The 25,723-nt window shown below is 41.9% G+C and carries 22 protein-coding genes and 1 tRNA gene; 8 read left to right on the forward strand and 15 right to left on the reverse strand.

What is annotated here, in order from left to right:
* Positions 1–130: 130 nt before the first annotated feature.
* On the forward strand, positions 131–685 hold the full coding sequence (locus tag VB620_RS15450; RefSeq protein ID WP_407674230.1) for an Rpn family recombination-promoting nuclease/putative transposase: 555 nt from the start codon (positions 131–133) through the stop codon (positions 683–685).
* Between the two features lie 203 nt (positions 686–888).
* On the opposite strand, the gene VB620_RS15455 is transcribed toward VB620_RS15450, so the two are convergent.
* The 7 genes from VB620_RS15455 to carA form a co-directional block, all read right to left on the reverse strand.
* Positions 889–2,055, reverse strand: coding sequence for a pyridoxal phosphate-dependent aminotransferase (locus tag VB620_RS15455; RefSeq protein WP_323197046.1), 1,167 nt, complete (start codon positions 2,053–2,055; stop codon positions 889–891).
* Between the two features lie 196 nt (positions 2,056–2,251).
* Positions 2,252–3,334, reverse strand: a complete 1,083-nt coding sequence (locus tag VB620_RS15460; protein WP_323197047.1) for a class I fructose-bisphosphate aldolase — start codon at positions 3,332–3,334, stop codon at positions 2,252–2,254.
* Between the two features lie 406 nt (positions 3,335–3,740).
* Positions 3,741–4,043: a DUF1816 domain-containing protein gene (locus VB620_RS15465; protein WP_323197048.1), complete on the reverse strand. Its 303-nt coding sequence runs from the start codon at positions 4,041–4,043 to the stop codon at positions 3,741–3,743.
* A gap of 99 nt (positions 4,044–4,142) precedes the next feature.
* Positions 4,143–5,111, reverse strand: a complete 969-nt coding sequence (gene rlmB / locus VB620_RS15470) for a 23S rRNA (guanosine(2251)-2'-O)-methyltransferase RlmB (RefSeq protein ID WP_323197049.1) — start codon at positions 5,109–5,111, stop codon at positions 4,143–4,145.
* 94 nt (positions 5,112–5,205) lie between these two features.
* Positions 5,206–5,727 carry a Mini-ribonuclease 3 gene (locus VB620_RS15475; RefSeq protein ID WP_407674231.1) on the reverse strand — a complete coding sequence of 174 codons (522 nt, stop codon included), beginning with the start codon at positions 5,725–5,727 and terminating at the stop codon, positions 5,206–5,208.
* A 303-nt stretch (positions 5,728–6,030) separates the two neighbouring features.
* Positions 6,031–6,426, reverse strand: coding sequence for an STAS domain-containing protein (locus VB620_RS15480; RefSeq protein ID WP_323197051.1), 396 nt, complete (start codon positions 6,424–6,426; stop codon positions 6,031–6,033).
* A gap of 78 nt (positions 6,427–6,504) precedes the next feature.
* Entirely contained in the window at positions 6,505–7,647 is a 1,143-nt protein-coding gene (gene carA, locus VB620_RS15485) for a glutamine-hydrolyzing carbamoyl-phosphate synthase small subunit (RefSeq protein ID WP_323197052.1), read from the reverse strand.
* A 301-nt stretch (positions 7,648–7,948) separates the two neighbouring features.
* Here carA and VB620_RS15490 point away from each other — a divergent pair, with 301 nt between their 5' ends.
* The gene (locus tag VB620_RS15490; RefSeq protein ID WP_323197053.1) at positions 7,949–9,010 is read left to right on the forward strand and encodes a retropepsin-like aspartic protease family protein; all 1,062 of its coding nucleotides are present in this window, start codon (positions 7,949–7,951) and stop codon (positions 9,008–9,010) included.
* On the opposite strand, the gene trpD is transcribed toward VB620_RS15490, so the two are convergent.
* The 3 genes from trpD to VB620_RS15505 all read right to left on the reverse strand — a co-directional run bounded on the left by trpD (position 8,937) and on the right by VB620_RS15505 (position 11,066).
* Positions 8,937–10,010: an anthranilate phosphoribosyltransferase gene (gene trpD, locus VB620_RS15495; protein WP_323197054.1), complete on the reverse strand. Its 1,074-nt coding sequence runs from the start codon at positions 10,008–10,010 to the stop codon at positions 8,937–8,939. The two genes, VB620_RS15490 and trpD, sit on opposite strands and share 74 nt — an antisense overlap.
* A 435-nt stretch (positions 10,011–10,445) precedes the next feature.
* A complete protein-coding gene (locus VB620_RS15500) occupies positions 10,446–10,712 on the reverse strand; it encodes a DUF7219 family protein (protein WP_323197055.1) in 267 nt (88 codons plus the stop codon).
* 171 nt (positions 10,713–10,883) lie between these two features.
* Positions 10,884–11,066, reverse strand: a complete 183-nt coding sequence (locus VB620_RS15505; protein ID WP_323197056.1) for a hypothetical protein — start codon at positions 11,064–11,066, stop codon at positions 10,884–10,886.
* A gap of 125 nt (positions 11,067–11,191) precedes the next feature.
* Here VB620_RS15505 and trmFO point away from each other — a divergent pair, with 125 nt between their 5' ends.
* The 4 genes from trmFO to VB620_RS15525 all read left to right on the forward strand — a co-directional run bounded on the left by trmFO (position 11,192) and on the right by VB620_RS15525 (position 15,737).
* Positions 11,192–12,505 carry an FADH(2)-oxidizing methylenetetrahydrofolate--tRNA-(uracil(54)-C(5))-methyltransferase TrmFO gene (gene trmFO / locus VB620_RS15510; RefSeq protein ID WP_323197057.1) on the forward strand — a complete coding sequence of 438 codons (1,314 nt, stop codon included), beginning with the start codon at positions 11,192–11,194 and terminating at the stop codon, positions 12,503–12,505.
* A 324-nt stretch (positions 12,506–12,829) separates the two neighbouring features.
* On the forward strand, positions 12,830–14,014 hold the full coding sequence (locus tag VB620_RS15515) for a murein hydrolase activator EnvC family protein (RefSeq protein WP_323197058.1): 1,185 nt from the start codon (positions 12,830–12,832) through the stop codon (positions 14,012–14,014).
* A gap of 26 nt (positions 14,015–14,040) precedes the next feature.
* Positions 14,041–14,113, forward strand: a tRNA-Arg gene (locus VB620_RS15520).
* Positions 14,114–14,534: 421 nt separating this feature from the next.
* A complete protein-coding gene (locus VB620_RS15525) occupies positions 14,535–15,737 on the forward strand; it encodes a hypothetical protein (protein ID WP_323197059.1) in 1,203 nt (400 codons plus the stop codon).
* 28 nt (positions 15,738–15,765) lie between these two features.
* Here the strand turns inward: VB620_RS15525 and VB620_RS15530 are convergent, their stop codons facing one another.
* The 3 genes from VB620_RS15530 to VB620_RS15540 all read right to left on the reverse strand — a co-directional run bounded on the left by VB620_RS15530 (position 15,766) and on the right by VB620_RS15540 (position 18,626).
* Entirely contained in the window at positions 15,766–16,368 is a 603-nt protein-coding gene (locus VB620_RS15530) for a type II toxin-antitoxin system PemK/MazF family toxin (RefSeq protein WP_323197060.1), read from the reverse strand.
* A 1-nt stretch (position 16,369) separates the two neighbouring features.
* Positions 16,370–16,849 carry a type II toxin-antitoxin system antitoxin SocA domain-containing protein gene (locus VB620_RS15535; RefSeq protein WP_323197061.1) on the reverse strand — a complete coding sequence of 160 codons (480 nt, stop codon included), beginning with the start codon at positions 16,847–16,849 and terminating at the stop codon, positions 16,370–16,372.
* 472 nt (positions 16,850–17,321) lie between these two features.
* Positions 17,322–18,626, reverse strand: coding sequence for a hypothetical protein (locus VB620_RS15540; RefSeq protein ID WP_323197062.1), 1,305 nt, complete (start codon positions 18,624–18,626; stop codon positions 17,322–17,324).
* A 734-nt stretch (positions 18,627–19,360) separates the two neighbouring features.
* Here VB620_RS15540 and lpdA point away from each other — a divergent pair.
* Positions 19,361–20,788, forward strand: coding sequence for a dihydrolipoyl dehydrogenase (gene lpdA, locus VB620_RS15545; protein WP_323197063.1), 1,428 nt, complete (start codon positions 19,361–19,363; stop codon positions 20,786–20,788).
* Positions 20,789–20,885: 97 nt separating this feature from the next.
* Positions 20,886–21,767, forward strand: a complete 882-nt coding sequence (trpC, locus tag VB620_RS15550; protein WP_323197064.1) for an indole-3-glycerol phosphate synthase TrpC — start codon at positions 20,886–20,888, stop codon at positions 21,765–21,767.
* A 68-nt stretch (positions 21,768–21,835) separates the two neighbouring features.
* Here trpC and VB620_RS15555 read toward each other — a convergent pair whose 3' ends face one another.
* Entirely contained in the window at positions 21,836–24,964 is a 3,129-nt protein-coding gene (locus VB620_RS15555) for an efflux RND transporter permease subunit (RefSeq protein WP_323197065.1), read from the reverse strand.
* Positions 24,965–24,984: 20 nt separating this feature from the next.
* Positions 24,985–25,656 (reverse strand): efflux RND transporter periplasmic adaptor subunit, encoded by a 672-nt coding sequence (locus VB620_RS15560; protein ID WP_323197066.1) that lies wholly within the window; start codon positions 25,654–25,656, stop codon positions 24,985–24,987.
* Positions 25,657–25,723: the final 67 nt, after the last annotated feature.

Raw genomic sequence — 25,723 nt, forward strand, 5'->3', positions numbered from 1 at the left:
TTAGCTACTTTCCTAATTGAGATGTTTTTCTCAAGATGTGCTGCAACTATTTTTTCTCTAAGATCGACAGAGTATGACTTCATTTAAAAATATTTATATTTTAATCTAGTGTACCTCATTACAGACGCAAGTGCTGTATCTGTATCGAAACCCATCGGTTTATGATGATTGGTACGGTGTAATTATTTTCCAGTCTCGCAGTTTAGAACCAGAAAACAAAACCATTCACAGGTCACTACTGGATAGTTTGCAAGTACAACGAATTTATTTAGACGAGTTAGGTAATTTTGATCAGCAACCTGTAGGTATTAGCTTGATGCAATTAACCATTGCGTCAGATGATCAAATGGTGGAACAGGCGAAAAGCTTAATCGAACGGGTGCAACAAGAAGAACTGAGTTTTTTGCCTAAAGATGACATAATAGATGTAATTACAACAATCGCTGTTTATAAGTTTGCCAATTTAAGCCGTGAAGAGGTAGAGGCGATGTTAGGAGTCAATTTAGAAGAAACTAGGGTTTATCAAGAAGCCAAAGCTGAGGGTAGAGAAGAAGGTAGAGAAGGACTTAAACTCGAACTTGTACCCCGAATGTTGGCGCGTGGTCTAACAATTGAGGAAGTTTCTCAGTTATTGGGTTTAACCCCGGAACAAGTAAGACTTGCAATAGGGCGAAATTCCCCGTAACAACTGTAGCAAATCTGTAAATCTAGTTATTGACCTCACCCCGCATTGACTTTCCTGAAAGCGGAAGACACAGCACTTTCCAGTGTTATGAGGTACTTTAACCCCACCCCCAACCCCCTCCCCGCAAGCGATGAGGGGGCTAAGATTTACCTTATATAATTGAAAATTGCTGTAAGAACTTAGGGGTGAGGTTTTCTGCGAAATTAAACTAGGGAACTTACAAATTTTTCCAATCTATCCATTCCCTTGTTAATGGTCGCCATATCAGTGGCGTAAGACAAGCGAATGTTTTGATCAGCACCAAAGGCGATTCCTGGAATAACTGCAACTTGGTGGGCTTCTAAGAGGGCGTTGCAAAAGTCCAGGGACTTCAGACCTGTTTTACTGATATCAGGAAACAGATAAAAAGCGCCGTCTGGTTTAGCACAACTCAATCCCGGAATGGCGTTGAGTCTGTCTAACATCACTTGTCGCCGTTTAGCGAAAGCCTGAAGCATTGTTTTTACACAGTCTTGAGAACTTTCTAAAGCGGCGATCGCACCATATTGAGCAAAGGTACATACATTGGATGTACTATGTCCTTGAATAGTGCTAGCAGCTTTGATAATCTCCACTGGCCCGGCCAAGTAACCCAGTCGCCAACCAGTCATGGAGTAGGCTTTAGCAAACCCATTACTAATTAACGTGCGCTTAAAAATTTCCTCACCCAGGGAACCAATGCTGATATGTGTCGCACCGTCGTAGAGGATCTTTTCGTAAATCTCATCAGAGACCACAAAGATATCTGCATCCACTACTACTTGCGCCAGGGCTTTAATTTCCTCCGGCGTGTATACCATCCCAGTGGGATTAGATGGGGAGTTGAGGATAAATAACTTGGTTTTGGGGGTAATTGCTTGACGCAATTGCTCTGGGGTAACTTTATAATTTGTGGTGACATCTGTGGTCACAATTACTGGTTTCCCACCCACTAAAGTTACCATTTCCGGGTAACTCAGCCAATAAGGAGCCGGGATAATTACCTCATCACCGGGATCAATTAGGGCTACCATCAAGTTATACAGAGAATGTTTACCGCCATTGGTGACAATCACATTCTCTGATTGATAATCAAGACCGTTATCAGTTTTCAGCTTGCGGGCGATCGCATCCCGTAACTTTGGTTCTCCAGCTGCTGGGCCATACTTGGTCTTGCCTGATTCCAAAGCTTGTGCTGCTGCGGCTTTGATGTGGGCTGGAGTGTCAAAATCCGGTTCTCCAGCGCTAAAACTACAAACGTCTATTCCTTCAGCCTTCATGGCCTTAGCTTTAGCTGCGATCGCTAAGGTTAAAGAAGGTGTTACCTGACTTACTCTTGCTGCCAGCTTCATGCTTAATTTATTTGGCAATTCTCTCACTTCTCTTAGGATATCTCACAATCCCTACCAAGACTTGTTTTTTAGAGGATATCTCAGAAGTGGCGATTTAATTATCATTGTCGGAGATGAATCGGGACAAGTATATTTTCTACAGTGGGAAAATAGCAGAGTAGGCGAATAAGGTTGTGCCGTCACAATTAATGCTTCCCTACGCGATAGTTACTTCTGGCGACAAGTAGACATCCTGAATTGCATGAAACAGTTTCACACCTTCCTCAAAGGGACGCTGGAAAGTTTTCCGCCCAGAAATTAAACCAGTTCCGCCAGCCCGCTTATTAATTACTGCTGTGCGAATCGCCTCAGCAAAGTCATCTTTACCAGATGCACCACCGGAATTAATTAGTCCCGCACGTCCACAGTAGCAGTTCAAGACTTGATAACGAGTCAAATCAATGGGGTGATCACTGGTTAATTCTGTATAAACTCGTTCATCAGTTTTGCCGTAACTCTGATTAGTCGCTTTGCTTACTGCATTATAGCCACGGTTACATTGAGGTAATTTTTGTTTAATGATGTCCGCTTCTATGGTGACACCCAAATGATTAGCTTGTCCGGTAAGGTCAGCAGCCAGATGATAATCTTGGTCTTGTTTGAAAGTGTCATTCCGCATATAGCACCAGAGAATAGTCACTAAACCCAATTCATGGGCGCGTTTAAAGGCTTGGCTAATTTCCTGAATTTGTCTAGCAGATTGTTCGGAACCAAAGTAAATTGTGGCACCTACAGCCACAGCACCCAAGTTCCAAGCTTGTTCCACATCACCAAACAATATCTGGTCATATTGATTAGGAAAAGTGAGCAGTTCGTTGTGGTTGATTTTAGCGATTAGGGGGATTTTATGGGCATATTTACGAGAAACGCTACCTAATACACCTAAAGTCGTCGCTACGGCATTACAGCCCCCGGCGATCGCCAACTTGATAATATTTTCTGGATCAAAATAAATTGGATTAGGCGCAAAAGATGCCCCAGCCGAGTGTTCAACTCCTTGGTCTACTGGTAAAATCGACAAATAGCCAGTATTCCCTAGCCGCCCATGAGAATAAAGTTGCTGGAGATTACGTAAGACTTGGGGAGAGCGATCGCTATTTAACCACACCCGATCTATAAAATCTGTTCCTGGTAAATGTAGTAAATCTTGAGAAACCTTAGCTTTGTATGTCAGTAGATATTCTGCCTCTTCACCTAACAAAGCCTGAATAGAATTAACCTCTAAAAGTGTTGTAGTCATTGAATTTTCCTCTCACTTCAGGCAATGACAAACATAATTGATATTAATTCATAACCAGCGAATTTTTCACTCTATTGTAGAAAAATCACCAATAAACTTAGTGATATCCATTCCCTCTTTGAGAATGCATTTAGATTATCTGTTTATCTGTGGTTATAAATAATAATTAGGATTCTTGCCATAACTCTATTTTAAATTTTCATCATACTAAGTCATATACCAAAAGACACAAATCACAGCAAGTCAGTTATTAATGTCAAAACCCCTGTATATTTGGTCGTTCAGCACGAAATTATTTAACATAACTCAAATACTTAACTACTGTGAGAAACGTTATTCCCCATAGCTGCCTATAAAGCATAGTTCCCAAGACCAGCCTGAGAACTATGAAGCCTTTGAATGTAAATTATATCTGACCGCTAAAGGCAGGCTTTACTTTACGGTCAAATCTTTCCCCCAAGTCTTCAGCCATAGTTAAAGTACCTGGTTTACAGCGTTTGACATTCACAAGTATTTCTTGCGCCCCTTCCACCTCCAAATCTTCCACGTAGCCTTTCATCGCAACTTTGGCATCAGCAGAACTTAAAAAAGGCCCGAAGTAATAAGTACAACGGGGATTCTGCGTCACAATTTCCACCCACCAGGCTAAACCCAGGTTGTGAAAAGTGTTAATTAATGATTCCTTCAGGTTATTCCAAATCGTTTGCATGGTTGTAGCCGATTTATCAATGTGGTACTGAATGTTAAAGGAAAGAATATGCTGTTGTTTTTTCTTTTACATTTCTTTATACTCTTTTACTGGTTTTTTTTAAAGAGGTTTGTGTATTTTATCTAGGTACAAAGTGTTTAATGAGCGTTGCCTATAGATTTCATAAAGCGCCATACCTGCGGCAACTGAGGCGTTGAGACTAGGAGTTTTGCCCATCAGGGGTATTGAAACCAATACATCACAGGAACGTTGGGTGAGCATACTTAGCCCTTCGCCTTCGGAACCAATAACCAGAACAATAGGGCCACTAAATTTAACTGTTTGCACCGGTTCGCTACCAGTAGCCGCAGTACCATAAATCCAAAAGCCAGCTTCTTTCAATTCTTCTAAAGAGCGACTGAGGTTAACAACTCTCGCTACCGAAAAGTTTTCTAAAGCACCTGCTGCCACTTTCATTACTGTAGAAGTGATTCCTGATGCTCTTCTTTGGGGAATTACCAATCCTTGAGCGCCTATGGCTTCAGCAGTGCGAATAATTGCTCCCAAGTTGTGGGGATCAGTAATTCCCTCAGCTACTACAATTACGGGATCAGTCACAGATTTTGCCTGTGTAATTAAATCCGACAATTCCATGTAGTCGTGGGGGGCTACTTGTGCCGCGATCCCTTGGTGATTAGCGCCGTTAGTGATTTGGTCTAAGCGTTTTGGCTCGACTTCATCAATCACCGTGCCATGTTCCTTCGCTTGTAGGAGTAAGTGATGAAAGCGGTGGTCATAACGCAGACGGGTGGTAATCCAGATGCGGTTCAGTCCCCGTTCACCTGACAAGGCAGTTAAAACTGGATGACGACCGTAGATCAGATCACTGTCTTCTGGTGGTTTTGCGGCTGGAGGTGCGTAGGAATCAAAGCGATGTGAACTGGTGTTTCTGGAAACAGGTTTTTTGTCTCTATCGCCCACACGGGGACTGCGAATGGAATTAGAAATTACCCGTTTACCCTTCAGCTTAACTGGTTGGACACGATTAGAATCACTAGGAGTCTCGATTTTCCTGGGTTTACTTGTCATATCAATTTTGGATAAATTTTATGGGGTGGACGTTGAGATTATTTGAATTTATTGAAGTCCAAGTGCTGAGTGTCCTATCCGGAGATGGATTCACTCACTGTTTGTTTAGATGGAGTTTCTGCAACAATTCGGTTAAGCGCTGGGAATCTGTGAGATAAAGGTAGCCAATTAAAGCTTCTAAACTTGTTGCCTGTTGATAAATTTTGGGGTCAACCCGCTTAGGTCGTCCTGAAGCGGCATTACGGCCTCGACGGACAATTTCTAATTCGGCCGGTCTCAGATGCGGAGTCAGCGATCGCAAATGTAGCGCTTGTGTTTCGGCTCTTACTTGTGCTACCACCAAACAGTGATAGGTTTTTGTCTGCTGCATAGGCAACAGATAGAACATCCTAACATACAATTCATAAATTGCATCACCTATATAGGCTAAAGCCAAAGGCGAAATTTGTTGTATTTGTGACTCAGAAATCTGTAGAGGTAATGTCCCGGTGGTTGCCAACACTGACTGATGCCAAGGCGAATCCGGTTTAAAGGTTTCATCCTGTCCATCTGATAGCTCTTGTTTCTGTGATGTCACAAAATCATCATTCCTTAAGGGGCTATGGTTGGCAGGCATATTCAGAAAAATTAAACTTATTGATCATTTCTGAAACCAGCCATGTTGATACACCGGACATAATTGAGACTTTCAAATATTACTTAATAATTTTAACCTTTTTGATGGCTGATTTATCTGGAGCAGCAATCTATTTTTGGAATCATTGCCGCCATAATGCCATAGAATTAAGTCTTTTAAATTAATTAATTGTTAAACCTCTCTCACCAGGAGAGAGGTTATTGGTCAGCGTTTCTTAAAATTAAGCTACCCAGATATAATTACGCTTTGCTGATGCAACTTCTTTAGATCAAGGGATCAAGACTACTTGATATTTTCTAAAGCCGCATCAACTGAAGTTTGCAGGGCTAGAAACTTTTCTAAGCGAACAAGCTTGACCGTTTGAGTAACGCGGGCATTGGTGACAATTTGTAAAGTACCGCCGGCAGTTTGAGCTTGTTTAGCTAGCTGCACCAAAGCGCCCAAACCGGAGCTATCAACAAAGTCAATTTGTGAGAGATCCAAGATAATATGCTTCGGACCTTCTTCAATTTTATTGCCCAGTACCTTGCGAAATGTCGGCTCAGAAAATGCGTCTAACAAACCTGTGAGGCGGAATAGCTGACAGTTATCCCGGGCTTCGCGTGTGCCTCTCAGACTCACGGTTAGATTCAGTGGTTCAGCAATAATTCCCTCCTCATGGTGAAAGCGAACGCTCAAGTATAGATGGTTTTAGCACAATTTGTCTACAATATGCTGAAATCTCAGGATATAAATCAATTTGTAGTGATTCTCCTTTTACCGTGCTGTTCGCATGGCTTGGACAAATTGCTCAAACAAGTAGTCAGCATCATGAGGTCCAGGACTAGCTTCTGGGTGATACTGAACAGAGAATATCGGCAGAGATTTATGGCGTAAACCAGCCACTGTCTGATCATTGAGGTTCAAGTGGCTAACCTCTAAAACTCCCGCCGTTAATGACTCTGGGTCAATGGCGAAACTGTGGTTTTGGCTGGTAATTTCGATCTTTTGCTGTAGTCCGGCGGGCTGATTTAAACCACGATGTCCAAATTTTAGCTTATAAGTTTCTGCTCCCAGGGCATGACCTAAAATTTGATGTCCCATACAAATGCCGAATATGGGTTTTTCACTTTCCAGCAATGCTTTTGCAGTGGTAATACCTTCAGTAACGGCGGCGGGATCACCTGGTCCATTGGAAAGAAATATCCCATCTGGGTTATATTTGAGAATTTCCTCGGCTGGGGTATCTATTGGCACAACTATAACGCGGCAACCGTGACTGGCTAGGCGGCGCAAAATATTTCGTTTGACACCAAAATCCAGGGCGACCACAGTAAAGGGTTGTTCCTGATCGACCACAGATTCGGTGTTGAATTCCCAAGCAGGAATTGTCGCTTCTGTCCATTCATAGACCTTGGGGGTGCTAACTTGACGTGCCAAGTTTAAACCCGCCATATTTGGTGCTGCTAGTACCTGTTCTAACAATTCCCCTTCATCCAGAATTGATGTAGAAATACCACCATTCATGGCTCCTACTGTGCGGATTTTCCGGGTGAGGGCGCGGGTATCAATACCGTAGATTCCAGGTATTTGGTGCTGATTGAGGTAATCTGGGAGGGATTGTGTGGAACGCCAGTTACTGGGACGATGACAAATGTTACGGGCGATCGCACCAGCACACAGAGGCCGTGCCGATTCTTCATCTTCAAGATTGATCCCCGTATTCCCTAATTCCGGATAGGTAAAAATCACAATCTGACCGCAATAACTAGGGTCAGTCAGTACTTCTTGATATCCAGTCATACCAGTGTTAAATACCACTTCCCCGATTTTGGTTTCCGTGGCACCAAAAGACCAACCGCGATAAGCAGTTCCATCAGCCAAGACAAGTAGAGCCGGTATTCTGTCAGATAGAGGCATAAGTAATTAAAAGAAAAGGATAGGGTTAAATATGGTAAGTAGAGGGTAAATATGGTTTCAAAAGAGACAATCCTGGGATCAACCCCCACGCAGTGTAGCAAATCTGAAGTTTCGGTATACTGGAAGAGTGATTGTCGTGATAGTTGAAATTTATGGATTTCGCTGTCAGTAGTCAATAGTTAATAGTAAGCAGTATTGTGTCCTCAATTTAGCTAATACTGCAAATATTGATTAATTCATATCAAACTCCCTCTAATTGTCAGATTTCCAGTCCCTTAGCTATGTGGAATTGAAGTTAATTATGCTTCAGTCGTTTTTATCTCGTGCCACCCTGATTTTTCTTTCCAGCACTCTCGCGGTTTTGGGTGTTGCTTGTGAGCAAAGAACTGGTTCTGAGGGTAGCCTATCGGAGACAAGCCAAGATACTTCTGGGATTATTAATAATCAGAATTCCTTAGTCTCTAATAATTTAGCAGGATCGCCGACCATTAAACCAGTCGCACCGCTATCTCAGGAAGCTGCCAAAAGACTCCCTCCCCCAGAACCGGAGATCAATTTCTTTGAAATGGGTCTAGATAAAGCTATAGGGGCTTGGAGCATTAGTCAATCTGCTCAATCGTCAGATGATTGGAAGTTGGTTATGAGTCAGTACCAAGATGCGATCGCTTTCATGGAGAAAGTACCGCCTCAGAGCTTGGAGTTTACCACGGCCCAAGCCAAAATTTATGAATACCGCAGTCATCTGAAATCAGCTCAACAAAAAGCCTCTCCTCCCCCAACTCCCTCACGAAATATCATCGTGGCTGTTCCCCAAGCTCAAATCCAGCCATCCGTTACTCCACCCAAAACTCAAAAACATTCCCCAGTCACAACCCAGCCCACGAGATCAGCCTTTCTTACCCCAGAAGCTGAAGTATTTATTGTCCCCATCAAACGCCGGGTCGGAGGAACGCCAATTGTGGAAGTTACCTTCAACAACCAACAGAAATTTGAGATGATTGTAGATACAGGGGCAAGCGGTACGGTGATTACCGAGGAAATGGCTAATACCTTGGGAGTATTACAAGTGGGAACAGTTAAGGCAAATACTGCTAGTGCCAGAAAAGTAGAATTTCCCATTGGCTATGTTGATTCTATGACAATTTCTGGGCTGACGGTAAATAAAGTCGCAGTGGCGATCGCCGGACCGGAGTTAGAAACTGGATTATTAGGTCACGACTTCTTTGGTAAATATGATGTCACCATTAGACGCGATGTCGTGGAATTTAGCCCACAATCACACTCCCAAATTAACTCGGTTGTAGAAACTCGACCAGCTGTTCCAGTTTTTCCCAAGCCGAACCACTCTGAAGAATTTCCCTAGACACACTCACACCTTGAGCATGATTTAACCAGGGAATTACGCCCGCCACTTGCAAAGCCAAGGAAGCATTTAAAGCCACAGCATCCTGTTGTGCTGGAGTTCCCTTACCTTGTAGCACAGCCTTGAGAATCACCGCATTTTCTTGGACATTTCCACCCCGCAGCGCCGTAATGGGAGCAGCAGTTACACCTACTTCCTGGGGATTTACAGTAGTTAACTGCACTTCACCCTCTGATAACACTGCCAAGTCAGTGATATCCCCTAACCCCGCTTCATCCAGTCTTTCTCGCCCATGTAAAACAATTGCTTTTTCCTTACCTAAATTATTTAACGCCTGAGCAACGGTTGTTAAAAGTTTGGGAGTAAATAGCCCCACTACTTGCCCCTGGGGATATAAGGGATTCACTAATGGCCCCAGTAAATTAAATACTGTCCGCACCTTGAGAGTTCGACGCAAACCAGCCACAGCTTTCAGTGCAGGATGCCACCCAGGAGCAAATAAGAAAGTGATTCCCACCTCTTTTACAGCAGCTTGCACCTTTTCACTCTCAGCATTGAGATTCACCCCCAATGCTTCCAATACATCCGCGCTACCTGTAAGACTAGAAGCGGAACGATTGCCATGTTTAGCCACCGGTACACCGTAGGCAGCAGCTACAAAAGCTACAGCAGTGGAAATGTTAAAGGTTGAAGAACCGTCGCCACCAGTCCCACAGGTATCAATCAGAGGAATTATCCCTGGGGTAAATTCTTGTTTAGTTCCCAGTTTTGATTGGGCTTGTAAGACTTCCGCCATCCCCGTCAACTCTTCGGCGGAAATGCCTTTAAAGTTCAGCGCTGTTAAAATTGCCCCTGATAATTCCGGCGGTACGGCTTCCGTTAACCACCCTTGCATCAATTCCGCAGCTTGAATCCGAGTCAATGATTGACTATCCATTAGTTGTTGCAGCAGTAGATGCCAGTTAGAGGATTCTGGGGCAGAAATTGGGGAGGTTGCCATAATATTACTTTCTTCTATGGTGTAGCTCAGTTGAATATATGGGAATCCTACCGAAAAATAGCAACCTAGAGGTGAAAAAACAGAAACCAGGACTAGGGAGAAGTCACTAAGGAGAGAGCTAATACATAATTACGGCCAAATTTAGTTAAGAAAAGGTTATAAAGTCAGCAAACTTTAGCTAAAATAATTTAATTCTGCATGGGCAAAATTTAGAGGAAGGATATTGTATACAACAAAAGCTGTTCAAATCGGGGATCAGGTTGTCATCCTAAGTCCAGCATACGTAATTGGCAAAGTAGGCGTAGTGTGTGGAATGGAATCAAACTCTGACAGTCTAGCTACCACCCGTTGGATTATTGAAATAGAATCGGAAAATATGATGGTGTCACTGACATCGGATGAATTTAAGCCATTTACACCTAAATATAAGTAATTTTAGGGCGTAGTCGGTGGTTCTAATTCGTTGCTAATTCTCAGTTCTTTTTTGCTATGTTTCAACTGTTTCCAAAGAGTTTTAATTCTTTGATAGGCTTCTTGGGGAGTCAGTTTTCCAGATGTTTCTAAACAGGAGATGTAGCCAACTTTTTGCTCAAATTCCTGAAGGTTAGCATTAAATGCTAAATTCTTTGGCTGAAATTTGCCATAGTAACGACTACGAGGGTAAATAAATTTGTTTTGATCTTCCTGATTCGGCTCTGTCATCAATAGACTCCCTGTGAATGACCATTCAGTAATTAATTTAACAATTGGTATAATTAGATGTCTGCCAATTTTTCAGAAATTTTTCTGACTCACTAAAGTTATCGATACATGGAAAAAATAGTAGAGACAGAAATGCTCATGTCTCTCAATTAATTCTGCTAATATAATCTTTCAGCAGAGATATTTTAGAGGATGAGTATATATAGATACTTCCATTTGCTGTGGTGTTAATTGACTTATGGGGGCTGGTTTCATATCCCGGTAGTCTAGCAATTGCACTAAAACTAGGTAGGCGATCGCCAAGAGAATAGAAATTGCACCTGTAAGAATAGCAACTATTTTCGAGCGGCTCATTAGTATTTCCTCTAAATAATTTTTTGGTATATTATCAAAGTTTACACAAAATATCTGATAAAGCTCATCATTTATGATGATTAATATGCACTGCCAGCAAATTTAAATTGGGTAACTAAGCTGATATGGATAAACAACCGATACAAGTAATTGGAGGTGGATTAGCTGGGACAGAAGCAGCTTGGCAAATAGCCCAGGCTGGAGTGCCGGTAATTCTCCACGAAATGCGCCCAAAACGCTTTAGCCCAGCCCATCATACAGAACACGTAGCGGAATTGGTATGTAGTAATTCCTTTGGGGCTATGTCCAGCGATCGCGCTACCGGATTATTACACGAAGAACTACGCCAACTCAATTCCCTAGTCATCTCCAAAGCCGATGAACACGCAGTCCCGGCTGGTGGGGCGCTAGCTGTAGACAGAGGTAAATTTAGCGAAGACTTGACAGAAACTGTATCTCAGCATCCTTTAATTGAATTTCGCCGGGGTGAAGTCACAGCCATTCCCGAAGGAATCGTAGTTTTAGCCACAGGTCCCTTAACCAGTCCTGATTTAGCCGCAGATTTGCATCGCTTGACGGGGATGGAATACCTCAGCTTTTTTGATGCTGCTAGTCCCATTGTGGTGGGAGAATCGATCAACCATGATGTGGCTTTTATGGCCTCCCGCTATGACAAGGGTGAAGCCGCTTACCTGAATTGTCCCATGAATAAAGAGCAATATCTGCACTTTTGGTCAGAACTGCGGCAAGCTGAACAAACGGAAATCAAGGACTTTGAACGGGAAACCGCGAAATTTTTTGAAGCTTGTTTACCCATTGAAGAACAATCCCTGCGGGGAGAAGACACCATGCGTTATGGTCCCCTGAAACCAGTGGGATTATCTGATAGTCGCACCGGAGAACGTCCCTATGCAGTGGTACAATTACGGCAAGAAGATAAAGCTGGTCAACTTTGGAACATGGTAGGATTCCAAACAAATCTGCGCTGGGGTGAACAAAAACGAGTTTTCCGGCTGATTCCTGGTTTAGAAAATGCTGAATTTGTGCGGTTAGGAGTCATGCACCGCAACACTTTTATTAATGCGCCCCAATTAATGCACTCGACTTTGCAATTTAAGCAGCGTCCCACTTTGTTAGCGGCGGGACAGTTGATTGGTACGGAAGGTTACACCGCAGCCGCAGCAGATGGTTGGTTAGCGGGAACGAATGCAGCCCGGATAGCTTTGGGTAAGGAACCATTAACAGCACCACCGACGACGATGATGGGGGCGTTATTGGAGTTTATTAGTTCAGCTTCACCAAAGCATTTTCAACCAATGCCGCCGAATTTTGGGATTATGCCGGATTTAGGCGTGAAAATTAAGAGTAAGCCGGAGCGTTATGGACGTTACCGCGATCGCTCTTTGGCTGATTTGGCAAGTTGGAAAAGTCAGTTTTAACAGTTAACAGTTAACAGTTATCAGTTATCAGTTAAGAGACATAATTGGGTCTAAGAGGCTGTTTGAAAAGTATTATATGAAACCCATAATCTCCAAAAACCTAACCCCCCTTCCCCCCTTCCCTACAAGGGAATGGGGTTTTCAAAGCCTCTCTCCTTGCAGGGGAGAGGTTTGGAGAGGGATCAATTTATACATTAAAAACTTTTCAAACATCCTCTAAATTCTCTACCTCATGGCTTGTTTACTGATTTAATCATGTTAAAATTTGCTGAGTTTGGGGAATAATGCTGTTGATGGTTGCAATTTTTCGGCTAAATCAACAGCATGAAATCGCTATTTTTTCCCCACAGAAAATCATTTTGGTTATGTCTTGTATTCTGCTGTGTTTTGTGCATTGGTTTAGCATGGCTACCAGGATTTGCAAATACTACACCAACAATTGATAGTCTGAGAGAACAGCAGCAAGAAGTTAAGCAAAAGCGTGATCAGAGAATTCAGCAGCGCGATCGCCTGACGGATTTGCAAGAAGCCGCACAAAATCGGTTGAGTGGTTTAAAACAAAATCTGCAAACTACAAATAGTTATATTCAAGATAGTGAGTTAAGGTTGCGCGTAGCTACAGAAAATCTGGAAGCATTGGAAGCAGATTTAGTGGTGACAGAAGCTAATTATGCCGAAATTCGCGCCGCTACAGTGGCTAGATTACGATATCTTCAGCGATCGCCAGCTTCCCAAGGATTAGCGGTTTTACTCCAAAGCCAAAATATCAGCGACTTTCTCCGCCGTCGTCGTCAACTGAAGTTAGTCTATCAGGCTGACCACAAGATTTTAGCCCAACTCAACGTCCAATCAGACTTAATCAATCAACAAAAAACGGCAGTAGAACAGCAAAAAAACGAAATTGCTTTGATTCGTCAGCAGTTACTCTTACAAAAAGCCGATTATCAAGTTCAGGCGGAATCACAATCCGAATTAATTGCACGTTTAAATGGCGATCGCCTCGCCTTAGAAGCCGCACAAAACCAGCTAGATCAAGACTCGCAAAACTTAGAAACCTTGATTCAACAGAAAGTTGCAGCCGCCCAAGCCAAAGCCAACAGCCGCACTAACATCTTCATTCGGGGAACGGGGATATTAGCTTTTCCCAGCAACGCACCCCCCAGCAGCGCCTTTGGTTGGCGAATACATCCGATTTTGGGATATCGGCGCTTTCATTCCGGGTTAGATTTTGCTGCTAGTTATGGTAGTAAAATTAGAGCCGCCGATGCTGGAAACGTGATTTTTGCAGGTTGGTTTGGCGGTTATGGCAGAACTGTGATTATCGATCATGGTAAAAACAAGACTACGTTATATGCACACGCCAGCGAGTTATATGTATCTGAAGGACAATCGGTAGAACGAGGACAGGCGATCGCATCTGTCGGTTCCACGGGTTTATCTACCGGGCCTCACCTCCACTTTGAAGTGCGTCGCCGTGGTACTCCCGTAAACCCTGCTGATTATTTTTAAAACTATGATATAATTAGCTAAAGTTAGGGCGTGTGGCTCAGTGGATAGAGCAACAGATTCCGGTTCTGTAGGTCGGGGGTTCAAATCCCTCCACGCTCGTTAGGTTTTAGATAATAACTACAAAACAGAAACTTGTTTTTCTCTCACTTCACCTTATTTTATCCTGAAAACAAATACTTAGGGTCAATAGTCGATTGAGATAAAGTTATTGCATCTGCTTGGATGGAACGATGTAAGAGTTTGGTTAAAAACTTTGAGCGTACACTCAGTCATGCAACTGCCAAGCTCAATCTATGTTTTATTCGACTCATGCTTAAGCGGTTAGCTCAGGCATAGATATCAAATGGATTCTATAACCCTGTAATACAGTGTAAGGTAATTAAGAGTAAATCCCATTTACCGACTTCACAAAGCAATCACCTATCCCCAGTGCTACCATCAAGCATAATTTAAATAAGAGCCGCTCTATATTTGAGTTTAGGCAAGAGTAACTTCCAAGTAAAACTAGGAGTCTTGTAGCATGATCAAGAAATTTTTATTGATATGTATATTATTTTTGAGTATTCATATAATTATTCATAAGTCTGAAGCCTTTACGCCACCAAATACATATTATCCCCTTGATGTTATTGAAGGAGCAGGATTATACAAAACTTCCCTGCCAAATGGCAATCAAGCCTATCTTCAAGTAATAGATTTGCGAAAGGTTCAGATAGATCAAATTGTTGGTGAGATAGATAATATGGGAATTAAACAAGGTAAGTATTATCAAAATAAAGCTGATAACTACAGCCCTTATTTTCAAAATAAACCCTTTAAGAATATCTGGAATGAATATAATCTACTTTATGGTAAAAAAGTATTTTCTTTAATTAACTGTGCTTTTTTTGAAGAATATAAATCAAGCACCCAACTAGCTTTTCCAGTAAAACTGAATGGTCAAATTATTACAGCAGGTAGTAGCCCATACGGGCCTTCTAGACAAGCAGTAAACAATTACTATAAAAATATAAAACTAAAAGCACTAGTTTGGAATCATAAAAATGCTTACATTACCGATTATGAGCCGGAATCGGGTTATCCACTGAATAAACAAAACGTCAAAAATGCGCTTGTAACTTACAAATACAGCGACCATCCTGCTAAAGTTTTAGGTAAAAATCTGGCGAACAAATATCATGTTATTGGCACTTTAAACAAAGATGGTGTTCCTGGAGATGAATTAATTATAATATTAACTGTTAATCAGGCTACGTTAGATAAAGCAGCAGACTTACTCCGAAAAATAGGAATAAACGGCGATATTATCACGATTGATGGTGGAAGTTCTACATTAATTACTAATCCCCGTACTGGAGCATTGATTGTACCGCAACCTGTTAATATGAAATCTAATCCATTTGCCAGCAATTTACCGCATTATCTAGGATTTCGTCAAAAAGGCAATTCCCAAAAACAAGCAAAAATTTTTATCAGTCAACCTGTAAATAATATCCCAATCAAAGCAAATATTCCTTATCTGATTTTGTGGAGAGATAATTTAGTTGGTAAAATTAAAATTGAATTTAAATCTAAATCAAAACAAGCTCAGGTAATTGCAGATCAAACAACTAATGATGGTATTTATAAATGGACTCCAGAACAGCCAATATTATCAGGGTCTATGATTCAAGTGACGAGTTTAGAAAATCCAAATATTTTCGCTAAATTAGAGTTAAAATAGCTGTTATGACCATAAAGGAGAAATAAAATCATGAGTCTAAACTGTTGATTAATTTTTCTATTGTTAAATTCTTTGTATCTTCATCTAAATAATCAAAGACTTTTTTCAAAAGTTCTGGAGACGCATTTTGAGCAAACCAGTCTTCACTAGGATTATCTTGAATATTTAAATAATACTTTAATCCTTCTTCTATCGCATTTTTATCCGATTTCTCCAATTGTCCAATTCGATTTAGCCAATTACCTGATACATCTTTGAAGCAATTAGCATCAACAGTATATATTTGATGAACTAAAGCGTAGGATTTTTTAGTCAGAGAATTTCTACTTGTAGGGTTAACAGGATATGTGGTTGGTAAACCATTAAATGTTGTTTGTGAAGTTAGAGGAATAACAGAAAAAGTTGCTATATATCCTGATTCATCTTGAAATTTATCACTTGTCCAGATGATATAAGGATGTGTCCCTCTCAAAACCCTGCTGGAATTAATATTTTTACTGCAACTTTGACATTCAACTTCACCTGGCTCATCTAAATTATAAATATGGACATGACCTAATTTGCAACTAAGAGATACCCTGTAGGAATTTATGAAATAGATCCAACCTTGTCTAGGTCTTTGTCCCGCCACTTTACAACCCTAATTCACTGACTAATTTTTCTCTTTCTGTTTGTAAGTTAAGTTTAACTTTTTCTTCTGGATGATGTGTATTTTTCACCTCTTGCATGGGAGCAGTTTGATACACATACTCTAGTAACTGGTTGAGCTTATCTGCACCAGCCCACTCTCTACGAATATTATTCAAAACCAATTTAAGACTTATAGGTAGTTGCAAATCATCTACCTGAGCGGTTTCATTAACAGGTCTAATGTATGTGACACTTTCCTGATAATCTTGAATAATCTCTTTCCCATTCATTTGATTTAAAGCAGCATCTATACCTTCATTCCAAGGTCCGAATTGATAATAACACCAATCTAGATCAGTGAGTTGCTTTCCTGTCCACTTAACAGAGTAAAGATCAGCTAAATACAAAAACTTAATTAATTGTGTTTTTGTAATATATCCTTTTGTGGCATATACAAAATATTTGATGAGTTTATCTAACATAACTTTTCTCTCTGGTAGCAGTAAATCAGTCTGTGTGAATTGACATAGGATATATAGAAAAATTCATAAATTTTGATTTTTGAACTTTATTTATTTTACTTAAGCATCTTAATACTCTGTTGACTTACTAGCTAAAATCACACACCAAAATTATACTACAAAATTGATTACCTACACACAATCTTTACGTAAAAAATTGGAGTATCAATTGACTACAGATGAATATATATAAATTACTTAGGACTTACGCACAAATTACGGAATAACTAACCACAGAGACGCAGAGGACACAGAGGAATCAGGATTGGAGAGAGTTTTTGCGTAAGTCCTGTTATTTTAGAGAGATAAATTAAATAACAGGTAAATTCTGCTTTTGACCTCACCCCACTTGTCAGTTGCTTGACAGTATCCCTGCTCTTTAGTAAAGAGAGGCTTTGAGGGTGAGGTTCTGTATTTATTAAATCCGCATTCCTTACTTTTTCACGAGAAAATAGGCTGTAGCATACTCAGGTAATTGGCGGATGTACTGGGTAAACTCTTGGCGATTCTTAAAAGTTCCGGCTAAGAAATCAAGTTGATGCAGATTTGGTAAAAATGCTCCGCCTGTATCCGCTATCACTCCCATTTGCAACTGTTTCCGCCCATTTCTAGTATGTTCCATCACGACTATTCTACCTAAGCCAATATTAAGAATATCTCCAGCAAATGTGACTCCTGGTTGAATGGAAATTTTCGCGTCTATATTATGTCCATAACCTTTAATAGCGTCCACTTGTCGAAAGTACCAGTAACGCTTTTGGGCTGTGGGTTTTAATCCCGGTACATAAGAAATACCGTTGTTTCTATCTACATTGAAAAATGCTTGAGTTCCATCGGTAAAATTAATCAGGATTGTTCCCTGCATTAAGGCTTCTTCTAAGCCAGCGCGAGTTAAATAAGCGAGGGGCTTAACTCTACCATGTTCTTTTCCACCAGGCTCATAAATACCTGATAAAACATCCTGTTTTGTATATCTGGTGTAGAATTTATCATCAATTTCGTCTGCTTCTAAACTGTAAAGGGGGATATTATAAGTAGAGGTTTTAGTTCGGGAACCTGTATGCTCAAAAACAGCATATTTTGTGAGTCTGATCTGATTTTGCTGCTGGTTTGTAGGATTATAAGCAGTCCATTTAATAACTCGAAAATTCTGATTAATAAATTCAGGATCTTTTAACCGGGTGACGCGATTATTGTTGATGTCCTCAGTGAGGATAGTAATCATAAAATCTAAGGTTCCCACAATATCTTCTACGGTCACTCCTTGGGTATCGAGAATTCCTTTACGAAAAATGTTTGGGTCTTCAGCAGCATGATCTTCAAAATATTTTCTGGTGTTAACTAAAACGCTTAATAAATCTCTTTGCTGAAAATTAACGTTAGATGTTGGTAGTTTTCCTGGGCTTAAAACTTGACTACCTTCAATACTAAATTTATATTTTTCCCACTCATCAACAACTGGATAACTTACCGGGATTGATGCTTGATTTTGCTGAGATTTAGAGGTGTTTATTTGGCTGATATTTTGCTCAGATATCTGGTTAACCGTTAAAGGATTTGGTAAAATTGTGGCTAGGGATATCTGCGATTTGATGGGAGAATTATTTTCTGTCTGATTTTCGGCAAGTTGTGGTTTATTTTTTGACTGCGTATATAAACTCATACTAGTTGAACTGACTAGCAATAAAGCTGCAAAACTTAATGTGAGTCGGAGTTTTTGGGTTGAGAAGATATGCATAAGGAAGATTAAGTGCTGATATTAAATACTAATGGCAATTTATCAATTGTAAACAATAGTAATTTAGAGGATGTTTCAAAAGTTTTTAATGTATAAATAAACCCCTCTCCAAACCTCTCCCCGACACGGAGAGAGGCTTTGAAACCCCTATTCCCTGGTAGGGAAGGGGGGAAGGGGGGTTAGGTTTTTGGAGATTATTGGTTTCATCTAATACTTTTCAAACATCCTCTTAACTAGGACTTACGCAGACTCTATGACTTCTTGGCGTTCTTGGCGACTTGGCGGTTACATAAATTAAGCCTTTCGGCAATTTTTGCGTAAGTCCTATTAACCATTAGCTAATTATGGATACGACTGGGGGGTAATTAGATCAGGACTTACGTAAAATTATGAGAAAATAAACCACAAAGGACGCAAAGGACACAAAGTTAAGAGGGTTTGAGAGAGGTACTGGGTAAGTCCTATATATTTTTTTGATTGTAAATATCCCAGTTTAGTAGTATCAGATTATACGGTGAAATTCGGGCTAAACTTGAATTAAATATCTCAATATGGTAAGTGTTGCAATCAACTGACTTTAATATAGTGGGGTTTGGAATGAATAAAATCTACATTGTCCCCTGCTAAGTTAGAGCATAATAGTAATTTTCATGAGTAATTCCCAAACTTTTAGGGGTTGCGGATATTGCTGGTGAAGTTGAGAATAAATAGGCGAAGCAGACGGGGAAACTAACGTGAGTTATGGATTTGATTACGATTTAGTGATTATCGGCGCAGGTGTAGGTGGACATGGAGCAGCCCTACACGCCGTTAGCTGTGGTTTGAAAACAGCGATTATTGAGGCTGGGGACATGGGAGGAACCTGTGTTAACCGTGGCTGTATACCTTCTAAGGCTTTGCTAGCAGCTTCTGGTCGGGTGCGTGAGTTGCGTGATGCTCACCATTTGAAGTCTTTGGGGATTCAAGTTGATAATGTAGCATTTGATCGCCAAGCGATCGCCGATCATGCTGGCAATTTAGTATCAAAAATTCAAGGGGATTTAACCAACAGCCTCAAACGCCTGGGCGTTGATATTATTCGGGGTTGGGGCAAAATTGCGGGAACTCAAAAGGTGACGATTAGCAGTAATGGTACTGAAAAAACCGTTACAGCTAAAGATATCATTCTTTCCCCTGGTTCAGTACCTTTTGTACCTCCAGGCATTGAAGTAGACGGCAAAACCGTTTTTACCAGCGATCAAGGTGTAAAATTAGCATCTCTGCCAGAATGGGTAGCGATTATTGGTAGTGGCTACATTGGTTTAGAATTTTCTGATGTTTACTCGGCTTTGGGCTGTGAAATCACGATGATTGAAGCCCTAGATCAATTGATGCCAGGGTTTGACCGCGATATTGCTAAACTGGCAGAACGGGTGTTAATTACTCCTCGTGATATTGAAACTAAGGTAGGTATATACGCGAAAAGAATTATTCCCGGTTCGCCGGTGGTAATTGAATTGGCAGATTTCCAAACCAAAGAAGATGTTGATGTAATTGAAGTGGATGCTTGTTTAGTAGCTACAGGACGCATCCCCGCCACGAAAAACTTGGGTTTGGAAACTTTAGGGATTGAATTAGACCGCCGGAATTATATCCCTGTAGACGATCGCATGGCAGTTTTGTCAGGTGGCGAAGCAGTACCCCATGTCTGGGCTATTGGTGACGCTACTGGCAAAATGATGTTAGCACACGCGGCTTCAGCCCAAGGAATTGTGGCGGTAGATAATATTGTGGGGATAAATCGGGTGATAGACTATCGCAGCATTCCCGCAGCTGCATTTACTCACCCAGAAGTTAGTTATGTGGGTTTGACAGAAGTCGCCGCTAAGGAACTAGCACAAGCTGAAGGCTTTGAAATCGCTACCAGTAAAAGTTACTTTAAAGGTAATTCCAAAGCTTTGGCAGAAAATGAATCTGACGGTATGGCTAAGGTGGTGTATCGCAAAGATACTGGTGAGGTTTTAGGTGTTCATATCTTCGGAATGCACGCCGCCGACTTAATTCATGAAGCATCAGCTGCGATCGCTAATCGTCAAAAGGTGCAAGACCTCGCTCATTTAGTCCACGCCCATCCCACACTTTCCGAAGTGTTAGATGAAGCCTATAAACGAGCCTTAGTTTAAGGAGTAATGGGGAAAAGAAGTAGGGGTAAAATTTGTTCCTAATTCCCACTCCCCACTCCCCACTCCCTACTCCCCACTCCCTACTTACTCCCAAATTATGAAAATTCGCCGCCGTTCTACCAACACCACAATTAATGTTTCTTTTTTACGTTATAAGTCTGCTTTACCAGATATAGAACCAGATAATATTTTGGAAGAAATTGTCTGGCATAAGGAAATTGAAATTGACCAAATGCGGGAAAGGCGACCTTTGGCACAATTGCAAAAACAGGCACTTTCCGCCCCGCCAACTCGTGATTTTATTGCCGCTCTCAGACAAGGAAAAACCAAGCCGGCGTTAATTGCTGAAGTTAAAAAGGCTTCCCCTAGTAAGGGCGTTTTACGAGAAGATTTTGATCCGGTGGCGATCGCATCTGCATATCAACAAGGTGGTGCTAGTTGTCTTTCAGTATTGACAGATAGTAAGTTTTTTCAAGGTAGTTTTGAGAACTTGGCTCAAGTCCGAGCTACCGTAGATTTACCCCTTTTATGTAAGGATTTTATTATCTATCCTTATCAAATGTACTTGGCTCGGATTCAAGGTGCGGATGCGGTTTTGTTAATTGCAGCGATTCTCAGTGACCAAGATTTACAATACTTTCTCAAAATTACCAAAGCCCTGAAGATGTCGGCTTTAATTGAAGTTCATGATTTAGCAGAACTTGACAGAGTATTAGCTTTAGATGGTGAATTTTTAGTAGGAATCAATAATCGCAACTTAGAAGATTTTTCTGTTGACTTGCAAACTACCTGCAATTTATTAGCAGCAAGAGGAAGTGAATTACAAGCACGGAATCTTTTAGTTGTTAGTGAATCTGGGTTACATACGCCAGCAGATTTGCAAACAGTAAAACAAGCCGGCGCAGCAGCTGTATTAATCGGAGAATCTTTAGTTAAGCAACCAGATCCAGCCGTAGCCATTACCAATCTCTTTGCTTAAATTCTCTTGTATAGACGCGAGCGATCGCGTCTTGTAAAACCAGAAACAAGGTATTTTACTCATTGTTATTAATTTGACCATTTTTGGTTAATTAAAACGGGTTTCTGTTGAGGCATCAATTGTTTACCAAATTTGGCGTAAAGAGCAGGAATAACTAATAAAGTCAAAGCCGTAGAAGTAAATAAACCTCCCAAAACTACAATTGCCAAGGGTTGCAGAATTTCATTTCCAGCCCCACTAGCGATCGCCAAAGGCAGCATCCCTAGTGCGGAAGTAAGTGCGGTCATCAGAATAGCATTAACTCGTTCTAGTGAACCTTTAACAATCACATCTTTGAGGGGCATTCCCTGAGCAAACTTATTGTTATAGTTGTCTACCAACAACAAACCATTGCGGACAGCAACGCCAAATAGGGTAATAAATCCAATCAAAGAAGCAATCGACATCACACCGCCACTCAAAGCAATGGAGATAATACCACCCACCAAAGCCAAAGGTAGATTGAGCATGATAGCGATTGTCGCGGAGAGCGATTTAACGGAGAAGAACATCAACACCGCAATGGCGATCGCTGCCAAGATACTAAATACCAGTAGGTTATTAGTAGCACGCTGCTCCGATTCAAACTGTCCACCGTACTGGATGAAGTAGCCATTGGGGAGTTTGATTTTCTGTTGAATTTCGGATTGAATATCGCCGACGACACTGCCCAAATCACGCTCGGCCACATTTGCCGAAACAACAATCAGCCGTGATACATCTTCCCGATTTACAACATTTGCTCCCATACCGTACTCTACTTTAGCAACCACACCCAATTGGATAGTTTGCCCAGTTGGGGTAGTGATGGGAATAGCGCGAATGGCATCTAAACTATTGCGGGCTTTCTCCGTCAAAGAGATAGAAATATCAATAAGTTGCTGATTTTCTGCCACTTGCGACACCACACGACCATTTAAAGCAGTTTCCACCACATTTGACAACTGCTCCATACTCAATCCATAGGTTGCAGCAGCAGCGCGATCATATTGAATTTGTACCTGACGAATGGGTAATTGGGGTTCAAGCTGCAAATCTACAACCCCTGCAATGGGCTGAATCACATCTCGTACTTGTTCGCCAATCTTTCGTAGTTCTGTTAAGTCTGGTCCAAAGATTTTCACAGCGATCGCACTTCTCACCCCTGACAGCACTTCATCCATGCGGTGAGAAATAAATCCACCAATGTTAGATGCCACACCAGGCAGTTTATTGAACTCTTGCCGCAATTGTTTAATACTGGCTTCCCTGTCTTCGAGGGCGCGATCGCTCAATTCTACGTCCACATGAGCCATGCTCACCCCCGCCCCATCTGCATCTCCTGGAGTGCGTCCTGCCCGTATCTGCACCCACTCATATAAAGGATTATCTTTAAGCGCAGTAGACAGTGCTATACCAGCCCGATTGGTCATATCAAGGGAAACACCCGGAAATAAAACCATTGAATTAACCAACGATTTCTCCTGAAATTCCGGCAGAAACACCCGTCCCAGGGAGGGAACGACCGCAAAAGCAGCAACCAAGGCTGCAAGTGCTACACCTAGAATAATTTGGGGCGATCGCAGCGACAGATTTAACAATGGACTATATAACCGTTCTGCCCAACGGGAAATAAATGTACCTTCTTGGGGTAGGGTTTGATTTGCCAGCAGAATGGCACACAGGGCAGGTGAAAGGGTCATGGCTACCAAAGTAGACGCACAGATAGAAAGCAAATACGCAAAACCCATCGGTGCAAAAATATTACCCTCAACACCCGTCAAACTAAAAATTGGTGCGAAAACGACTACGATGATCACCGTGGAAAAAATCACGGCTAACCGCACTTCCACTGATGTGTCATACACCACCTCGAAGGGATGCTTCGGGTTCCCCTGCGCCTGATTGGTTCGCAGTCCCCGATAGCAGTTTTCCATGTCCACGATTGAGTCATCCACAACTGAGCCAATGGCTACAACTAAACCGCCCAAGGTCATAGTGTTAATGCCCAAGCCAAAAGCTTTCATGAACATTAAGCCAATCAACAGCGACAGAGGAATTGCACTGAGAGTAATTACGGCGGTGCGCCAATTCATCAGAAATAACAGCATAATCACCGACACGATGATGATGCCTTGAATCAGGGAACTGCTGACATTGGCAATGGCAGTATCAATAAAGTTAGATTGTCGGAATGTTCGCGCCACTTGCACATCAGAGGGAAATGTGTCCTGTAAAGATTGCAGCATCGCTTCTACCGCTTTTGTCACCGTGGGAGTATCAACATCAGGCTGTTTGTTAATCATCATCACCACAGCCGGCTGACCATTAAAACTAGCGTCCCCCCGCTTCAGTGCTGCACCCGTTTTTACTTCCGCTACGTCTTTGAGCAAAATCGGTTTCCCATCTTGCACCTTCACCACAGATTGTTGCAAGTCTGCAATTGATTTTACCTGCCCAATACCGCGTACCAACAGTTCTTGACCACCACCAATGAGGAATCCACCAGGGGCGTTAGAATTTGCACCCTTAGCAGCATTGGTAACTTCAGTCAGGGAAACATTGAGCGATCGCAATTTTTCTGGATCAACTAGCACCTGTTCCTGTCGTTCATCCCCACCGTAAACGGTAACTTGGGTAACTCCCGGCACAGATAAAATTTGATTGCTCAGGGTGCTATCCACCAGACGGCGCAAATCCATCAGCGAGGTTTTCCCCTGCCCATTTACAGTAAAGGCATACTGTAAAATCGTACCCAAGGGCGATGCTAACGGTGAAATTTCCGGTGGATGCACCCCTTCAGGTAACTGATTTGTCACCTGCTGGAGTCGTTCTGTCACCGATTGCCGAGCTTTATAAATGTCCGCTTCCTGGTCAAATACCACCTGCACCATAGACAGTCCGACTTTAGAGGAAGAACGCACCGTAGTCACCCCCGGCAAACCATTCACCGAGCTTTCAATCGGCACAGTAATTTGTGATTCCACTTCCTCTGGCGCTAGTCCAGTCGCTTCGGTGTGAATATCCACTTGGGGGGGCGCAAATTCAGGAAACACATCCAGTGGCATCTGTGTAACAGTGAACACTCCCCACACAGTCACTAAAATCGCACAGATAACTATAAACCAACGCTGGGCAATGGAGTTTTTGAGAATCTGATTGAGAATGGAGTTTAACATTGCAACTAAAATCTCCTTTCTTATTCAGATAAGTCGCTTTTCTTTTTGCCCTTACCTGCGACAACAGCGATCGCTCCGCCCACAAGCACAACTCCACCACCAACTCCTGCTACAATACCCATCGGCAATCCGCCACTTGCTTGCTGAGTTGTTTCACCAGCCTGTGAGACGAGATTACCACTGGCATCATGGCTATGAGGTATTCCTTTAGCATCTGCTTGAGCATGGGCTGTATCAGTTTTAGGAGTGGCGATCGCATCTGGACTGGGGTTTGCATCGGCGGTTTGAGTTTTACGCGATTCGGCATAGAGCGACAAACTACCTTGGGTAACAAGTTTTTCCCCAACTGACAATCCTTTGGTAATAGCGATTAATTCGCCTTTAGTCTCACCTGTGATAACTTCCACTGGCTCATAAAAATTCTCATACTGCACAAAGACTAGCTGCTTGCCATCAGCATCAACCAATGCCGTCACCGGAATCATCACGGCAGATCCACCATCCGCAGAGGAGGCAATCGGTGTCACCACAATACCTAACAGTTGATCGGTTTGAGCATTGACTTTCACCCGATCAATGCCACCTGTTGCTTGAAATTCATCACCATGTCCGACATGAGCAAACACAACTGTGGGCGCACTGATAATCAAACTGGCTGCCAAAATGGAACTTACTAGCATCAAAGGTTTCATGCTCACTCCTCACAATGGATAGGGGGTTAAACAAAAGTTCTCCATAGTTTGCCAAAGGGCAGATGAA

Origin of the sequence: Nodularia harveyana UHCC-0300, from assembly GCF_034931085.1 — a bacterium.
Classification (GTDB): Bacteria; Cyanobacteriota; Cyanobacteriia; order Cyanobacteriales; family Nostocaceae; genus Nodularia; species Nodularia harveyana.

Excerpts from the sequence above, each read along its gene's own strand:
- VB620_RS15455 (WP_323197046.1), bottom strand. The coding sequence starts at position 2,055 with ATGAAGCTGGCAGCAAGAGTAAGTCAGGTAACACCTTCTTTAACCTTA.
- VB620_RS15460 (WP_323197047.1), bottom strand. The coding sequence starts at position 3,334 with ATGACTACAACACTTTTAGAGGTTAATTCTATTCAGGCTTTGTTAGGT.
- VB620_RS15465 (WP_323197048.1), bottom strand. The coding sequence starts at position 4,043 with ATGCAAACGATTTGGAATAACCTGAAGGAATCATTAATTAACACTTTT.
- rlmB (WP_323197049.1), bottom strand. The coding sequence starts at position 5,111 with ATGACAAGTAAACCCAGGAAAATCGAGACTCCTAGTGATTCTAATCGT.
- VB620_RS15475 (WP_407674231.1), bottom strand. The coding sequence starts at position 5,727 with ATGCCTGCCAACCATAGCCCCTTAAGGAATGATGATTTTGTGACATCA.
- carA (WP_323197052.1), bottom strand. The coding sequence starts at position 7,647 with ATGCCTCTATCTGACAGAATACCGGCTCTACTTGTCTTGGCTGATGGA.
- VB620_RS15490 (WP_323197053.1), top strand. The coding sequence starts at position 7,949 with ATGCTTCAGTCGTTTTTATCTCGTGCCACCCTGATTTTTCTTTCCAGC.
- trpD (WP_323197054.1), bottom strand. The coding sequence starts at position 10,010 with ATGGCAACCTCCCCAATTTCTGCCCCAGAATCCTCTAACTGGCATCTA.
- VB620_RS15500 (WP_323197055.1), bottom strand. The coding sequence starts at position 10,712 with ATGACAGAGCCGAATCAGGAAGATCAAAACAAATTTATTTACCCTCGT.
- VB620_RS15505 (WP_323197056.1), bottom strand. The coding sequence starts at position 11,066 with ATGAGCCGCTCGAAAATAGTTGCTATTCTTACAGGTGCAATTTCTATT.
- trmFO (WP_323197057.1), top strand. The coding sequence starts at position 11,192 with ATGGATAAACAACCGATACAAGTAATTGGAGGTGGATTAGCTGGGACA.
- VB620_RS15515 (WP_323197058.1), top strand. The coding sequence starts at position 12,830 with ATGAAATCGCTATTTTTTCCCCACAGAAAATCATTTTGGTTATGTCTT.
- VB620_RS15525 (WP_323197059.1), top strand. The coding sequence starts at position 14,535 with ATGATCAAGAAATTTTTATTGATATGTATATTATTTTTGAGTATTCAT.
- VB620_RS15535 (WP_323197061.1), bottom strand. The coding sequence starts at position 16,849 with ATGTTAGATAAACTCATCAAATATTTTGTATATGCCACAAAAGGATAT.
- VB620_RS15540 (WP_323197062.1), bottom strand. The coding sequence starts at position 18,626 with ATGCATATCTTCTCAACCCAAAAACTCCGACTCACATTAAGTTTTGCA.
- trpC (WP_323197064.1), top strand. The coding sequence starts at position 20,886 with ATGAAAATTCGCCGCCGTTCTACCAACACCACAATTAATGTTTCTTTT.
- VB620_RS15555 (WP_323197065.1), bottom strand. The coding sequence starts at position 24,964 with ATGTTAAACTCCATTCTCAATCAGATTCTCAAAAACTCCATTGCCCAG.
- VB620_RS15560 (WP_323197066.1), bottom strand. The coding sequence starts at position 25,656 with ATGAAACCTTTGATGCTAGTAAGTTCCATTTTGGCAGCCAGTTTGATT.